This is a genomic window from Leekyejoonella antrihumi (assembly GCF_007845645.1).
Classification (GTDB): Bacteria; Actinomycetota; Actinomycetes; order Actinomycetales; family Dermatophilaceae; genus Leekyejoonella; species Leekyejoonella antrihumi.
Genome location: NZ_VCQV01000031.1, coordinates 23239 through 38555, shown reverse-complemented (window position 1 = coordinate 38555; position 15317 = coordinate 23239). Strand labels below are relative to the sequence as shown.

Annotated in this window: 16 protein-coding genes; 11 read left to right on the top strand and 5 right to left on the bottom strand. The window is 66.4% G+C overall.

What is annotated here, in order from left to right:
* Positions 1 to 3: 3 nt before the first annotated feature.
* The 6 genes from FGL98_RS18605 to FGL98_RS18580 all read left to right on the top strand — a co-directional run bounded on the left by FGL98_RS18605 (position 4) and on the right by FGL98_RS18580 (position 6916).
* Positions 4 to 918: a 1-phosphofructokinase family hexose kinase gene (locus tag FGL98_RS18605; protein WP_222432255.1), complete on the top strand. Its 915-nt coding sequence runs from the start codon at positions 4 to 6 to the stop codon at positions 916 to 918.
* Positions 915 to 1751, top strand: coding sequence for a class II fructose-bisphosphate aldolase (locus FGL98_RS18600; protein ID WP_146319257.1), 837 nt, complete (start codon positions 915 to 917; stop codon positions 1749 to 1751). Before FGL98_RS18605 ends, FGL98_RS18600 begins: the two co-directional genes overlap by 4 nt.
* A 4-nt stretch (positions 1752 to 1755) precedes the next feature.
* Positions 1756 to 3249 (top strand): arylsulfatase, encoded by a 1494-nt coding sequence (locus FGL98_RS18595; RefSeq protein WP_246136636.1) that lies wholly within the window; start codon positions 1756 to 1758, stop codon positions 3247 to 3249.
* 124 nt (positions 3250 to 3373) lie between these two features.
* A complete protein-coding gene (locus FGL98_RS18590) occupies positions 3374 to 4510 on the top strand; it encodes an acyl-CoA dehydrogenase family protein (RefSeq protein ID WP_146319255.1) in 1137 nt (378 codons plus the stop codon).
* Between the two features lie 42 nt (positions 4511 to 4552).
* Positions 4553 to 5383: an SDR family NAD(P)-dependent oxidoreductase gene (locus FGL98_RS18585; RefSeq protein WP_146319253.1), complete on the top strand. Its 831-nt coding sequence runs from the start codon at positions 4553 to 4555 to the stop codon at positions 5381 to 5383.
* A gap of 15 nt (positions 5384 to 5398) precedes the next feature.
* Complete coding sequence (locus tag FGL98_RS18580) at positions 5399 to 6916, top strand: class I adenylate-forming enzyme family protein (RefSeq protein ID WP_146319251.1); 1518 nt, start codon at positions 5399 to 5401, stop codon at positions 6914 to 6916.
* 8 nt (positions 6917 to 6924) lie between these two features.
* Here the strand turns inward: FGL98_RS18580 and FGL98_RS18575 are convergent, their stop codons facing one another.
* Complete coding sequence (locus FGL98_RS18575; protein ID WP_146319249.1) at positions 6925 to 7950, bottom strand: AraC family transcriptional regulator; 1026 nt, start codon at positions 7948 to 7950, stop codon at positions 6925 to 6927.
* Between the two features lie 132 nt (positions 7951 to 8082).
* Here FGL98_RS18575 and FGL98_RS26945 point away from each other — a divergent pair, with 132 nt between their 5' ends.
* The 4 genes from FGL98_RS26945 (at position 8083) to FGL98_RS18555 (ending at position 12607) form a co-directional block, all read left to right on the top strand.
* Positions 8083 to 8937, top strand: coding sequence for a MaoC/PaaZ C-terminal domain-containing protein (locus FGL98_RS26945; protein WP_146319247.1), 855 nt, complete (start codon positions 8083 to 8085; stop codon positions 8935 to 8937).
* 46 nt (positions 8938 to 8983) lie between these two features.
* On the top strand, positions 8984 to 10183 hold the full coding sequence (locus FGL98_RS18565; RefSeq protein ID WP_146319245.1) for a lipid-transfer protein: 1200 nt from the start codon (positions 8984 to 8986) through the stop codon (positions 10181 to 10183).
* 142 nt (positions 10184 to 10325) lie between these two features.
* Positions 10326 to 11588, top strand: coding sequence for a glutaminase A (glsA, locus tag FGL98_RS18560; RefSeq protein ID WP_146319243.1), 1263 nt, complete (start codon positions 10326 to 10328; stop codon positions 11586 to 11588).
* Between the two features lie 92 nt (positions 11589 to 11680).
* Positions 11681 to 12607, top strand: coding sequence for an NADP-dependent oxidoreductase (locus FGL98_RS18555; protein ID WP_222432254.1), 927 nt, complete (start codon positions 11681 to 11683; stop codon positions 12605 to 12607).
* A gap of 3 nt (positions 12608 to 12610) precedes the next feature.
* On the opposite strand, the gene FGL98_RS18550 is transcribed toward FGL98_RS18555, so the two are convergent.
* Positions 12611 to 13000 (bottom strand): SRPBCC family protein, encoded by a 390-nt coding sequence (locus tag FGL98_RS18550; RefSeq protein ID WP_146319241.1) that lies wholly within the window; start codon positions 12998 to 13000, stop codon positions 12611 to 12613.
* 122 nt (positions 13001 to 13122) lie between these two features.
* Positions 13123 to 13326, bottom strand: coding sequence for a cold-shock protein (locus tag FGL98_RS18545; protein WP_146319239.1), 204 nt, complete (start codon positions 13324 to 13326; stop codon positions 13123 to 13125).
* Positions 13327 to 13659: 333 nt separating this feature from the next.
* Between FGL98_RS18545 and FGL98_RS18540 the strand changes: the two genes are divergently transcribed.
* A complete protein-coding gene (locus tag FGL98_RS18540; RefSeq protein ID WP_146319237.1) occupies positions 13660 to 13935 on the top strand; it encodes a hypothetical protein in 276 nt (91 codons plus the stop codon).
* A 17-nt stretch (positions 13936 to 13952) separates the two neighbouring features.
* On the opposite strand, the gene FGL98_RS26790 is transcribed toward FGL98_RS18540, so the two are convergent.
* Positions 13953 to 14342 carry a UDP-N-acetylglucosamine 2-epimerase gene (locus FGL98_RS26790; protein WP_186526253.1) on the bottom strand — a complete coding sequence of 130 codons (390 nt, stop codon included), beginning with the start codon at positions 14340 to 14342 and terminating at the stop codon, positions 13953 to 13955.
* A complete protein-coding gene (gene wecB / locus FGL98_RS18530; protein WP_186526250.1) occupies positions 14339 to 15316 on the bottom strand; it encodes a non-hydrolyzing UDP-N-acetylglucosamine 2-epimerase in 978 nt (325 codons plus the stop codon). Before wecB ends, FGL98_RS26790 begins: the two co-directional genes overlap by 4 nt.
* Between the last annotated feature and the right edge of the window lies 1 nt (position 15317).

The following is a 15317-nucleotide window of genomic DNA, read 5'->3' as shown; positions in this document are numbered from 1 at the left end:
ACGGTGACCGCGAACGCGGCGCTCGATGTGACGTATACCGTGCCTACCTTGACCGTGCACGGCAGCCACCGTGTCTCTTCGGTGACGCAGCGAGCGGGCGGCAAGGGAATCAATGTGGCGGCGGTGCTGGCTCAGCTCGGTCACGAGGTCGTGGTGGCCGGCTGTGCCGGCGGACCGACCGGCGAGCAGATTCGCCGCGACCTGGATGTTCGCGGTCTGTCGCACCGATTGACCGATCTGGTCGGTGATTCACGGCGCACGGTCAACGTGGTCGACGCCGACACGGGTGACGCCACCATCTTCAACGAGGCGGGTCCTGCGCAACCGAAGTCGACGTTCGATGCACTCGTGCGCGACGTCGTGCGGCTCGTTCAGGAGGTGCGGGCACAGGTCGTGGTGCTGTCCGGCAGCCTGCCGACAGGATTTCCCGCAGACGCCTACGCCCGGCTCGTGACCCAGGTGCACGAGGTGGGTGTCCCGGTCATCGTCGATGCCGATGGCGAGACGTTGGCACTGGCCGTGGCCGCGCACCCCGAGATCATCAAGCCCAACAGTGCCGAACTTGCCAGTGCCACAGGGGAGTCGGATCCCGTAACCGGAGCAGCCGCGCTGCGCGCGCTGGGTGCCCGGGATGTTGTCGTGTCGGCCGGAGCGGATGGCGTGCTGATGCTGCCCGCCGCCGGTGGCAACCTTCGAGCTCGTCTCGCGACACCTCTGTCCGGCAACCCGACCGGTGCCGGTGACGCCTTGGTGGCCGCACTGGCGGCCGGGCTTGCGGGCGGCAGGTCCAACGAGCAGATCGTGCGCGACGCCGTTGCCTGGTCCGCGGCAGCCGTGCTGCAGCCCGCTGCCGGCCAGGTCGACCCGACTGATGTCACACGCCTGGAGAGCCAGGTCCGAACAGAGGAGATCGTATGACCCTGGCAAACCTCAACGAGGTCCTCACCGAGGTTGTCGCTGCGCGGCGTGCGGTGGGAGCATTCAACGTGATCCAGATCGAGCATGCCGAAGCGCTGGTCGCGGCTGCCGAGCAGACGGGCCTTCCCGTCGTACTGCAGATCAGTGAGAACGCCGCGAAGTATCACGGCGCGCTGGCTCCGATCGCCCTGGCCACCAAGGCGGCCGCTCAGGCGTCGAGCGCTCAGTGCGTCCTGCACCTCGATCATGCCGTCAGCGAGAGCCTGGTCGACGAAGCGCTGCAGCTCGGGTTCACCTCGATCATGTTCGACGGCTCGCAGCTCGATGACGAGACGAACCGGTCGGTGACCAAGCAGGTGGCGCAGCGGTGCCACGCGGCCGGTGTGGGCATCGAGGCCGAGCTGGGCGAGGTCGGCGGCAAGGACGGTGTCCACGCGCCGGGCGTGCGCACCGATCCCGACGATGCTGCGCGGTTTGTCGCCGACACCGGTGTCGATGCGCTTGCCGTCGCGGTCGGCTCCTCGCACGCCATGACAGACCGAACGGCAGCTCTCGACATCCAGCTGATCGGCAGGATCCGGGCGGCCGTGCCCGTGCCCCTGGTGCTGCACGGATCCTCTGGGGTCCCGGACGACGGAATCGTCGCGGCGGTCAAGGCGGGGATGGTGAAGGTGAACATCGCCACACACCTGAACAACGTGTTCACCCAGACACTGCGGGAATACCTCGAGGCCAACCCCAAGGTCGTCGACACGCGGAAGTATCTCGGTGCCAGCCGCAGCGCGGTGCAGGAGGAGACCGCCAGGTTGCTGGAGCTGCTCGCCCTACGCTGATCAGATGCATACCGATCGTGGAGTGACTGCGCCGAACGTGGTTCTGCTGTGTGTGGACGAGTGGCGTGGCGACGCGTTGTCAAGTGCGGGACATCCGCATGTCGAGACGCCGCACCTCGACGAGCTGGCTCGTGGCGGTGTGCGGTTCTCTCGCGCATACTCCGCCACCCCCACGTGTGTGCCGGCACGGGTGGCGCTCTTCACGGGGCAGTCGCAGGAGGCGCACGGCCGGGTCGGCTACGAGGAGGGAGTCCCGTTCGACGTCGCTCACCCGGTGACCTTGCAGGGTGAGTTCCGCAGGGCCGGCTACCAGACCCAGGCAATCGGCAAGATGCACGTCTGGCCCGAACGCTCGCGCAGCGGCTTCGATGACGTGATCCTGCACGACGGCTTCCTGCACCACGTCCGGCGCAACCGGCGCCAGGAGTTCGCCTCCTTCGACGACTACGTCCCGTGGCTGCGACGGCAGCCGGGTATGACGATGGATGCCGACTACTTCGACCATGGCATCGACTGCAACTCGGTCGTTGCCCGCCCCTGGGACAAGCCGGAGAGCACGCACCCGACCCAGTGGGTCGGCACGATGACCACCGAGTGGCTGCACCGCCGAGACCCGACGCGGCCCTTCTTCCTCTATCTGTCCTTCCACCGCCCCCACCCGCCGTACGACCCGCCGCAATGGGCGTTCGACCAGTACCTGGCACTGCCGCCGTACGAACGAACACTGGGCGACTGGGAGGACGACTGGGACGAGTTCCGCAAGGACGGCGACCATAAGGCCGCGATCGGTGACCTGCCGGACAAGGTCGTCCACCGTGCCCGCGCTGGTTACTACGGGCTGATGGCTCAGATTGACCTGCAGATCAACAGGATCCGCGAGACTCTCGTCGACTTCGGCGTGCTCGATGACACGATCATCGCCTTCACCTCCGATCACGGAGAGATGATGGGCGACCACCGGATGTTCCGGAAGGCAGTGCCCTACGAGGGGTCTGCGCATGTTCCGCTGATCATTGCGGACACGGCCACGCGTGACGACACGTCGCGTGGCGCGGTGGTCGACCACGTGGTCGAGCTGCGCGACGTGATGCCGACGCTGCTGGACCTCGCGGGGCTGCCGATCCCCGAGGGCGCCGACGGCGTCTCGCTCGCGCCCGCAATGCGCGGTGACCTGACGCCTCCGCGGGACTGGTTGCACGGCGAGCACGCCTACTGGAACCAGTCGCTGCAGTGGGTGACTGACGGGCGAGTGAAGTACGTCTGGGGCTCGGCCAAGGGTGTCGAGCAGCTGTTCGACCTGACACGTGATCCGGGCGAGCTGCGCAACCTCGCCCGGCTACCCGAGCACAGCGAGCTGCGCGACCTGTGGCGCGGTCGACTGGTCGAGGCGCTGACCGGGCGCGAGGAGGGATTCGTCACGGACGGCGATCTCGTCACCGGGCGTCCGGTCGTCACGATGCTGGCGCCCGTGCGGGAGCGACTGGCAGGGTCTCGATGACCGTCACCGGTCGTGCGGTCAATGGATCGGAGCGATTGGGTCATTGGGCGGAGCGCTTCGTTCTCCTACCGTGAGAGTCACCCGGAAGGACCGGGACTCCCGACGGGCTTGGAGGCCGGATCGAATGCGCCGCTCACGCTGGATGGACGACGATCTGGATGCGCTCGCCGAGATGGCGGACACCTTCTTCGAGAAGGAGTGCGCCCCGCACGAAGATCGGTGGCGCGAGCAGCAGCACGTCGATCGCGGAGCCTGGGCCAAGGCGGGTAGCCAGGGCCTGTTGTGCCTCAGCATTCCCGAGGAGTATGGCGGCGGCGGCGGTACGTTCGCCCACGAGGCTGTCCTGGCCCGCTCCCAGGCACACAGCCTGTCCACGAGCCTCGGCATCAGTGTGCACAGCGTCATCGTCGCGCACTACCTGAACGCCTACGGCACCGAGGAACAAAAGCGTCGCTGGCTGCCGAAGATGGCCGACGGGCAGGTCATCGGTGCGATCGCGATGACCGAGCCAGGCACCGGATCCGACCTGCAGGCGATCAAGACCAAGGCCGTCAAGGACGGCGATGCCTACGTCATCGATGGTTCCAAGACATTCATCTCCAACGGCCATCACGCCGATATCGTGCTGACCGTATGCCAGACCGACTGCGACGCCGGATCCAAAGGGTTCTCACTGGTCATCGTGGAGACCGATCGGCCGGGGTTCTCCCGCGGTCGCAACCTGCGCAAGATCGGCCAGCATGGCCAGGACACGTGCGAGCTCTCGTTCAACTCGGTCCGGGTGCCGCAGTCGAATAGGCTCAGCGAGGAGGGCACCGGCTTCGCCCACCTCATGAAGCAGCTCCCGCAGGAGCGTCTGATCCTCGCCGCGACGGCCGTGGCGACGATGGAGAAGGCCGTCGAGCTGACGATCGACTACACCAAGGAGCGCACCGCCTTCAAGCAGCCGGTGTTCAACTTCCAGAACAGCAGGTTCGTCCTCGCCGAATGCGCGACCCTGGTGCGGGTGGCGCAGAGTTTCCTCGACGACTGCATCGTCTCTCACCTTGACGGCAAGCTGGATGCGGACACTGCGGCGATGGCGAAGTGGTGGCTCACCGAGCAGCAGAACGTCGTGGCGGACCGCTGCCTGCAGCTGTTCGGCGGCTACGGCTACATGGAGGAGTACCCGATCGCGCGCATCTTCGCGGATGCTCGGATCCAGAAGATCTACGGCGGCACCAACGAGATCATGAAGGAGATCATCTCCCGATCTCTGTGAGACGACCATGCTCAGTTCAGCATTCTAGGAAGGAAATATTCGATGGGAACGCTCGATGGAAAGGTCGCACTGGTCTCCGGTTCGGGCCGGGGAATTGGCCGCGAAATTGCCTTGAAGCTCGCCTCTGAGGGAGCCGCCGTTGTGGTCAACGACCTCGACGAGGGCCCCGCGAAGGAGACCGTTGCCGCGATCGAGGCGGCCGGTGGCCGCGCGGTGAGCTGCGTGGGCAGCGTGACCGACGACGGCTTCGCCGACCGTTTCGTGTCGACCGCGGTGGACCAGCTGGGTGGTCTGGACATCATCGTGAACAACGCCGGATACACCTGGGACACCGTCATTCAGAAGATGAGCGATGAGCAGTGGGACGCCATTTTGGATGTCCACCTGAAGGCGCCGTTCCGGATCCTGCGTGCCGCGCAGCCGGTGATTGCCGCCGCGGCCAAGGCGGCCAAGGAGACCGGCAAGCCCGTGCCCTGCCGCAAGGTCGTCAACGTGTCATCGGTTGCCGGGCTGGGCGGAAACGCGGGCCAGGCCAACTACGCCGCGGCCAAGGCCGGTGTCACTGGTCTGACCAAGACGCTCGCGAAGGAGTGGGGTCGCTACAACGTCACGGTCAACACCGTTGCCTTCGGGATGATCAAGACCCGGCTGACCGAGACGCCCGCTGACGGCGACGGCACCATTGACGTCGCCGGCCGCGAGATTAAGGTGGGGGTCAATCCGCAGCTGCTCACCGCGATGGAGGCCATGATCCCACTTGGTCGAGCCGGCACGCCCCAGGAGGCCGCCGGTGCGGTCTACATGTTCTGTACAGACGACTCCAACTACGTCAGCGCGCAGACCCTCATCTGCGGCGGCGGCTTCATGATCTGATCAGGAGAGCGACCAATGCCGACCATTCCCAGCACCCTCAGGGCCACAGCCCGACGTGTCCCCGAGACCGTCGCTATCAAGTTCGGTGACTACAGCTGCACGTATGCGGAGCTCGACGCCGAGGTGGATCGGACGGCGCACGCGCTGTCCGACCTGGGCCTTTGCCGCGGTGACCGATTTGCCCTGATGGCAACCAACTCCGACCGTTACGTGGTGGCGTTCTATGCCGCGCTGCGAGTCGGTGCCGTCGTGGTGCCGGTGAACCCGGGCTCGGCCGCGCCCGAGCTGCAATATCTCCTGAGCGACTCCGGCGCCAAGATCCTCGCCTACGACCTTGCGGTCGCGGGCACTGTGGATGCGGCCCGGAGCGGTTTCCCCGAGAGCCTCGGTGACATCGTGGCGCTCACCGAGGGCAGCGACGATCTGGCGTTGACCTCGCTGGCTGCGAAGTCGGCCACCGGCGAGTTCGAGGACGTGCCGACCGAGGAGGACAACTCGCTGATCCTCTACACCTCCGGCACCACGGGCAAGCCCAAGGGCGCCCTCTTCGATCACCACCGCACCATCTGGGTCGCAGTCGGCTGCGCGCTCAACACCGGTCAGAAGGTCGGTGACCGGTTCTTGCACGTCGCGCCCCTCTATCACGCTGCCGAGCTGTGCATCATGCTCGTTCCCGGCACGATGGTCGGCGCCACACACGTCATCATGGCCGCATTCGACCCGGTCCCTGTGCTGGACTGCCTCGAGTCAGAGCAGATCACGATGATGTTCGGCGTCCCCACCATGTTCCAGTTCCTGTTGCGCGTGGGCCTGCTCGACCGAGACCTCACCTCGCTGCGCACCGCGATGTTCGGCGCCGCCCCGATGCCGGCGAGCGCGGTCGTCGCTCTCACCGAGGCGCTGCCGAACGTCGATCTCATGCAGCTGTGCGGGCAGACCGAAGGCGGGCCCGGCGGCATCTACGCCTCCGTGGACCAGGTGCGTGCGCGCCCGGATGCCAGCGGACGTCAGGCCACGATGTTTGCCGAGGTGCGGGTCGTGGACCCGGTGGGCAACGACGTCGCCAACGGCGAGGTCGGCGAGATGCTCCTGCGGGGGGAAGGGGTGATGAAGGGGTACTGGAACAAGCCGGAAGAGACGGCCGCCACGATCCGGGACGGGTGGCTGCACACCGGCGATCTGACCAAGGTCGATGCCGACGGGTACATGACTCTGGTCGACCGGTTGAAGGACCTCATCATCACCGGTGGTCGCAATGTTTACTCGGTCGAGGTCGAGTCCGTCATTGCGGCTCATCCCGATGTGGTGGATGTAGCGGTGATCGCTAAGCCTCACGAGCTCTACGGTGAAAGCATCGTTGCGGTCATCACCTTGCGTGATGGCGGGTCAATGACCTTGGCGCAGTTGCAGGAGTTCTGTTCCGACAAGCTGTCGCACTACAAGATCCCGCATGACATGGTGTTGGGTGCCATCCCGCGCAACCCTTCCGGGAAGATCCTCAAGCACAAGGTTCGCTCCGGGCTCCTGGTATAGGCCGAACGTCAGCGCGGTGCGTCGACTGCCGGTCGGTCCGCCGATCGATAGGAACCGGGAGCGCTTCCGGTCCAGCGTCGAAACGCGCGGTAGAACGCGGACGGCTCAGAGAACCCGAGTCGAGCGGAGAGGTCGGACACCGACTCCTCACCTCGGACGAGGCTGGTGACGGCAGCGTCACGCAACAGTTCTTCCTTGATACGAGACATCGAGGTGTCCTCCTCTCGAAGTGCTCGTCGCAGGTGCTGGGTGCTGATCGCCAGTTTTGCTGCGACCTCGTCCGACGTGGCCCAGTCGCCCCGCAGCCCACGCTCGAAAATGTGGCGGACTTGGTCTGCCACGGTGGTGCTGTGGTCGCGACTTCTCAGGAGATCCAGCGGAGAGTCGCGTAGCCACTTCTCGGTCGCTCGCTCATCGCGTACCACGGGCAGCGTCATTGCCGCACTATCCAGGACGAAGCCCGCGACTGGCTGGTCATAGGTGACGCGTTGGCCGAATACCACTTCGTAGTCTGCGGGTTCATCGGGAATCGGGTAGGGGAGCATGACGACCTCGAGGGGTAGTCGGCGGCCGACCAGCCAGCTGAGGAAACGGAGATTGACCACGAGCGCGATGTCCGTGACGAAACACGCCGGGTCGCGCTCTGGGTCGACAGTGATCTCGACTCGGGTTGTTGTCGGCGTCACGTGCACCTCGAACGGAGGAAGGCCGGGCAGAACCCGGCTGAAGTCGCTCCACCGGTTCAGCACGGTGCCGAGGTCCGGCGCGCTGAGCACAGCCAGACAGAGCAGCCGAAACGTGCCGCGGGGGACTCGTTCGACGCTTAGACCGAAGAGCTCGTCGTCGGTGCGCCGCCACAGTTCTTGAACGATCCGGGTGGCCTGTTCCAGGGTGATCCGGGACCGGTCGTCGAAGAGCAGAGCGGGGTCGATACCAAGGCGGTCCATCCATGGGTCCAGATCGATGCCCCGCAGTTGCGCTGTGCTGGCAGCCGCTCGCAGGAACCTCACCGGCATGGTGCGGGGAGTGGTCATGCGGCTCCTTGGGCACGATGGGGCGAGCGTGCGGTTCGGTCACGGATCTCGCGAGCCGAGGTCATTATGTTTACCTACCCATCGTACGTACCGTCGGAGGAGGACCTGCCACACCAGCGAAGGAGCATCCCCATGTCTGATCCGGACCATGACTTCACGTTCGCCAGGATCGGGAAGTGGAGCGACGAGGTTGTCTTCCGGGCAGAGCGTGAGCACCTGGTTGCCTTCGCCGCAGCGACCAATGACGACTCGGCTCCGCACGTGCGCGGTGACCAGGCCGCACCGGTATACGCAGTCGTGCCCGCCTTCACGACGATGGCGCAGACCGCGTTGAGCGTCGTGCCGGACGATCTGAAGATGCGCATTTTGCACGGCGAGCAGGACATGCGCTTCGTGCGACCGATCCGTCCCGGAGACGAGCTGCATTGCCGAGCGAAGGTCATCGGCATCCACGGCCGGTCGTCCGGGGTCGTTGTCACCACGTATATCGAGACCTCAACGGCACAGGGGGAACTGGTGAACGAGCAGTATTTCACCGGTTTCTTCCGTGGTGGCCGACTGAGCGATGGACAGGGTGAGGCGGCACCGGCTCATGGGTTCGACGAGTCCCTGCGCGAGCGGCCCAGCGACGCAAACGTCGAGCAGACCTTTGATGCCGACCAGACCTTTCGCTACGCGAAGGCCTCCGGTGACACCATGCCCATCCACACGGATGAGGACTTCGCGAAGTCCGTGGGGCTGCCCGGCATCATCATCCACGGTCTCTGCACGATGGCTTTCGTCTCTCGCGCGGTGATCGAGACCGCTTGCCCTGAGGATCCCAGTCGGCTCAAGCGCCTGGCGGTGCGGTTCAGCGCACCGGCGCGGCCACAGCAGACCGTGACGACGCAGCTGTGGAGTCGGGGCAGCGGGACCTACGCATTCGAGACCAGCACGAACGACGGCGCCGTCGTGATAAAGGACGGACTGGCCGAGGTATCGGACTGATCCCTGCCTGTTCGACGCATTGTGGGCATCAACCAGAAGGAGAGTCATGAGCAACAAGGTGTATGTCGTCGGGGTCGGTCTGACGAAGTTTGAGAAGCCCGGACGGCGTGCGGGTTGGGATTACCCCGACATGGCCCGCGAGTCCGGCACCGCGGCGCTGGAAGACGCCGGGATCGCCTACCACCAGGTCCAGCAGGCCTATGTCGGCTACTGCTACGGAGACTCGTGCTCGGGCCATCGCGCGATCTATGAGCTCGGCCTGACCGGTGTGCCGGTCTTCAACGTGAACAGCAACTGTTCGACGGGCTCGTCGGCGCTGTTCCTGGCGGCCCAGGCGATCCGCGGCGGTCTGGTCGACTGCACGCTCGCGCTCGGGTTCGAGAAGATGCAGCCCGGCTCGCTGTCGATGGGGGCAGAAGACCGTGCTGCGCCGATGGGTGAGCACATCAAGGCGATGGCCGAGCTGCGCGAGATGGCGTTCCCGCCGGCCCCCTGGATGTTCGGAGCCGCCGGGCTGGAGCACAACGAGAAGTACGGTTCGAACCCCGAGCACTTCGTCAAGATTGCCGAGAAGAACCACCGCCACTCGGTGAACAATCCCTATGCACAGTTTCAGGACGCCTACAGCATCGAGCAGATCAAGAACGACAAGATGATCTATGCGCCTGCCCAGCTCACCCGCACGCAGTGTTCACCGACATCTGACGGCTCCGGGGCAGCGGTGGTGGCGAGTGAGAAGTTCGTCGAGCGGCACGGTCTGGGTGATCGGGCCGTCGAGATCGTCGGCCAGTCGCTGATCACCGATCTGCCGTCCACATTTGCGGACCGCAGCATGATCTCCCTCGTCGGGGCCGACATGAGCCGGACCGCCGCGCGCGAGGTCTATGACCAGGCCGGGATCGGCCCGGACGACGTCGACGTGATCGAGCTGCACGACTGTTTCGCACCGAACGAGCTGCTCACGTATGAGGCCCTCGGCCTGGCGGCCGAGGGCGAGGCTCACCACCTCGTGGCCAAGGGCGACACGACCTACGGTGGTCGCTGGGTCGTCAACCCATCCGGCGGGCTGATCTCCAAGGGTCACCCGTTGGGTGCCACCGGTTTGGCACAGTGCGCCGAGCTGACCTGGCAGCTGCGCGGGGATGCCGAGAAGCGACAGGTCGAGGGTGCCAAGGTCGCATTGCAGCACAACATCGGGCTCGGCGGATCCGCGGTCGTTACGGCCTACCGGCCGGCCAACCGCTGAACCTCGCCGAGGCCGCGACGGTCAACGGGTGACGGTCGGTGAACTGGCGGCTGCGAGACTCGACCTCGAGCCGGCATACGTTGACACTGGGACGGCGTATGCCGTCAGGCGGTGACGGAGAACCTGGACCAAGGAGGCCGTGATGGATCTGGTGACCTCGGAGCTGGCGCAGATCCACCAGGGCGCCGCGCAGATCCGTGATGGTGAGGTCAGCACCTACCTGCCGCAGCTTGCCGCGGCAGACCCGGAGCTCTTCGGGCTGGCGGTCGTCAGCATGGCGGGCAATGTCTACCGGGCCGGTGACGCGGCGGCGCCGTTCACCATCCAGTCGGTGTCCAAGCCGTTCGTCTTTGCCCTGACGCTGGCAGAGCTCGGGCTGGACACCGTGCTGCGCAATGTCGGCGCCGAGCCCAGCGGTGAAGCCTTCAACGCGATCAGCCTCGAGGTCGGCACCGGGCGGCCGGACAACCCGATGGTCAATGCCGGCGCGATCGTCACCTCGTCTCTGGTGCCGGGCGACCGTGAGGAGAAGTGGGGGCGGATCCGGCACACCCTGTCGGCGTTCGCGGGCCGCACGCTCGAGATGGACGAGGACGTGTGCGCCACCGAACGGGCCGGGGGCGACCGCAACCGGGCGCTGGCCTACCTCATGCGCAGCGCCGGATCGTTGGTGTCCGATGCCGATGATGCCGTGGAGGTCTATTTCCGCCAGTGCTCGCTGGTGGTCGACTGCGTCGATCTTGCCGTGATGGCTGCCACCCTGGGCAACGGCGGGGTCAACCCGTGCACAGGGGTGCAGGTCGTCCCGGGTCTGGTGGCCGAGCACGTGCTCACGGTGATGGCCACCTGCGGCATGTACGACTACGCCGGTGAGTGGATGCTGCGCGTCGGATTCCCCGCCAAGAGTGGGATCTCCGGGTGCCTGACCGCGTCGAGCCCGGCGCAGCTGGGCCTGGGCGCATACAGCCCGCGGCTGGACCATCGCGGCAACGCCGTGCGCCCGGTCGCCGCCGCCCGGGAGCTGTCCCAGCGGTTCGACCTGCACCTGATGCACGACCTGGGGCTGTCCGCCCCGACCGTCTTTTACGAGACCGATGAGCCCGACGCGACAGGAGGCGGCACCACGTCGCTGCGTCGTCTGCAGGGCGAGATCGAGTTCGCCGCAGCGGAGACGGTGCTCGCGGCGCTGGAGGACGTCGGCAGGGCGGGGACGCGGCTGGTGCTCGACCTCAGTCACGTCACGCGGTTGCAGCGGCTCGCCGCCGCGATGATCGACGCGCGGCTGGCCGCGCTGCGCGAAGAAGGCGTCAGCGTCGTGGTCACCGATCGCAGCGGCCGACACCTGCTGAGTGCCGTCGACCGGTCGTCGCAGGATCTGCGAGCGGAGCTGGCCGCGCGCTCGTAGGGCATAGTGGGCTGGAGACTCGTCGAAACGACCACGTCTGGTGTTCGACAGGTGAGCCGAAGCGTCCAGAGAGTGTGATCATGATGCGGACCATGACCGCGTTCGTCGTTCCCGAAGCCCAGGCAAACACCGTGGAGCCGGCTCGCGTCCCGGTGCCGCAGATCGGTGCTGATGAGCTGCTGGTGCGCATCAAGGCCGTGGGCGTGGGAATCCACGACTCGTACTTCCTGCCCTCGGACGCGGCGTACCCGTTCCCGGCGGGGATCGAGGCCGCGGGAGTCGTCGAAGCTGTCGGCAGCCAGGTGGAGGGGCGTCACCTCGGGGAGCGCATCGCGTTTGTCAGCTCCATGCAGGTCAAGGGTGGGACCTGGGCCGAATACGCGGCGGTTCGAGCGGACTCGATGATCTTGCCGATTCCGGATGGCCTGGACTTCGTGCAGGCGGCGGCGATCCCGGTTGCCGGCAGCACCGCGCTTCGAGCGATGTGCACGCTGCCCCCGATCCCGGCAGGCGGGTCGATCTTCGTGGCAGGCGCATCGGGTGCGATCGGCACCTTCGCAATCCAGCTGGCCCGACTACGAGGCTGGCGGGTGGCTGCCTCCGCCTCACGCCGCAACCACGACTACCTTGCCGCACTCGGCGCAACCATGATCGTCGACTATCACGAGGCGAGCTGGCCGGATCGGATCCGCAGCTGGGCGCCCGACGGAGTGGACGCCGCCCTCGCGGTGCCGCCACACACCAGCACGGACAGCCTCACGGTGGTCAAGAACGGCGGCACGGTGGTCACGATCTCCGGTGACAAGCCGACCACCGAACGCGGGGTGAAGGTGATCCTGCCGTCATTCGGGGTCGACGTGTCTGAGGGGATGCGGGAGCTGTTCGACCAGGTGGGTCGGGGTGAGATCCGGTTGGAGATCGAGCACGTCTACCCGTTTGACCAGGCACCGATGGCACTGGCAAAGGTGCAGACGCGGCATGCACGGGGGAAGCTCGTGCTGTCGCTGACCGGCGACTGAGTCTCAGGACTCCAGCAACTCCTTCAAGCGCGTCAGGTCCTGGGCGACCAGCGCGGTGTCACGCTCGAACTCGTCGTCGGACAGCTCGATCTGCCGAACGGTGAAGAGCACCTCGGCGCCCTCGGGATGGGCGATGACGCGGACCGGGTTGTTGACGGTGGTCGCTGACGGCAAGGTCACGTCGTGGTCCAGGACTCCGTAGTCGTTGCGGGGGACGAACCGGACCCTGACCTGCCCCATGGGGGAGTCCACGAGCAGGGTGTTGCCCTCCCGGATGATCTCGCTCTGGGCAAGGCCGGCGGCCCATCTCGGCAAATTGTCGGGGTTCGCGGCGAAGTCGTAGACCTGCGCCGGTGGGCGCCTGATGACCTGGCTGACGTGGCGGCTGCGCATAACCTGAATCCTGCCAGGTGGTCGTGGCTGCGGTGGCTGCCTGGCGGGAAAGCACGAATCCCCCGGCCGATCGGCCGGGGGATTCGCTTCGGGACCTAGGCCACCGAATACGTTGTGCTGGGTCAGATGCCCTTGACCTTCTCCGCCTGGGGGCCCTTCGGGCCCTGGGTGACGTCGAACTCGACCTTCTGGCCCTCCTGCAGCTCGCGGTAGCCGCTGCTGTCGATGGCCGAGTAGTGAACGAAGACGTCAGAGCCGCCACCGTCCTGCTCGATAAAGCCGAAGCCCTTTTCGCTGTTGAACCACTTCACGGTGCCTGTTGCCACTTGGTGTTGCCTCTTCATAGTCTGCGAGATCTCCCGTGTGGAGACCCCAAGTCGCCGATTGCCATGACCGGCCTGGCACACGAACCTTCGCGCGACGGGGCCGGTCATGCCGAGCCCGTAAAAGCGTGGGCCGGAACAGCAACTGCGTAAACGGTAGCAGCCTTGGGCCCAGGACGTGTCATTTGGTCAAGGCTGCTATGCGGAAGGGAATGGTCGGGGGCGGGGTTTGGGTGCCTGAGGCCGTCTCCGAGGGCTAGTTCTTTGACCAGCACCGCGTTCTACCGGGCGTGAGAGGTGGTCCGCGCGTTCCTGAATTCCCCTAGAGTTCCACTCATGGGGTTCCTGTCACGGCTGTTCATCCCGCGCTCGGTACGCCGTGCGGCGCACCCGGCCCGCGCCGTGCGCCGTGCCGTCACGCCGAAGCCGGTCAAGCGGGTGCGCCGGGCGATGCATCCGGTGAGCAACGCGAAGTACTCGGTGGAGCGGTCGGTGGCCACCAGCCTGCGGTCCGGGTCGAAGAGGCGAACCAAGGCGCCCATATACCGGCACGGCAACTGTCCGGTGAAGCACCGGACCCCCGAGGCCGCTGCCGGCTGCCGTAACAGATAGACGGCACGGGCTGACGGTCAGGCCGCGTGCCCGTGCATTCCGGACTGTGCCGGCCGCGGCATCGCGTTGCGGCGCGGCACGTCCCTGTCGAAGGCCGGTGCGAGTGTGGGTTGGGGTCGCGGATCCGTGTCGAATCCTGCGGCGCGCAGCACCGCCAGGCGGTTGAAGCCGCAGCCGTACGGCTGGGGCTCCGGGGCGCCGAAGGCAACGTGGGCGAAGGTGGCAACGATGCAGTCCGCGGCGTGCCCGTCTCCGTAGGGATTCAGCGCTGTGGCCATCTGCCACCGTGCCTGCTCACTGTCCAGCAGCTCTCGCGCGGTGGCGACGATCGCCTCGGTGTCGGTCCCGATCAGTCGCAGTGTGCCGGCGGCGACACCTTCTTGCCGTTCTGTGGAGGTTCGGGTCACCAGGATCGGGATACCCAGCGCTGGTGCCTCCTCCTGCACGCCTCCGGAGTCGCTGATCGCGAAGAGCGCTCTGCGCAGCAGCCTGGCGAACTGCAGGTAGTCCAGTGGCGGGACAAGCAGCACGTTCGGTCGGCCGTCCAGGCTCCGCCGGAGGGTGCCGCCACGCGCGGGTCCGGGTGCAACGGCAGCACGAAACGAACCCGGGGGTAGGCGTCTGCCAGGCGGGCGACTGCACTCGCGATGTGCTGCAGGCCCTCGCCCCAGTTCTCCCGTCGGTGCGCGGTCACGACCACCACGGGCGTGTCCTCGTCCTCCAAAATCGCCAGCTGCGGGTCGGCATAGGGCGCGTGTTGCTCGGCGGCCCATCGGAGTGCATCGATCGCGGTGTTGCCGGTCACGAAGATCCGCTCGACCGCCACTCCCTCGCGCACCAGGTTCTGCAGGTTCGCGTAGGTCGGAGCAACGTGGAAAGTTGCGATCCGCGAGATCAGCTGCCGGTTCAGCTCTTCCGGGAACGGTGAGCGGATGCCGCCGGTGCGCAGGCCCGCCTCGACGTGCACAACCGGGATACGGCGGTGAAAGGCGGCCATCGCTGCTGCGGCGGCACTCGTGGTGTCGCCGTGCACGAGGCACGCGACCGGGTAGGACTCGTCACCCGGGGATGACGGGCGCTCGGCAGCCTCGAACTGGCTCAGAAAGAACTGTTCAAGGCCGGTCATCACGGCCGTGAACAGGTCGGTCAGTCCGCCGCGCGCCGTGTTTCCGACGCCGATGTCTGCGGTCGGGATCACCCCGTCCAGCCCGAGGATGGACTCCACGACGCCAGGGTGCTGCCCGGTGGTCACCACCAGCGGTTCCAGCCGAGGATCGGAACGCAACGCTCGAATGACGGGCAGCAACTTGATCGCCTCCGGCCTCGTGCCCACGACGACCAGCACCTTGCGCCTGACCTCCAACGCCAGTTCACTCTTCATC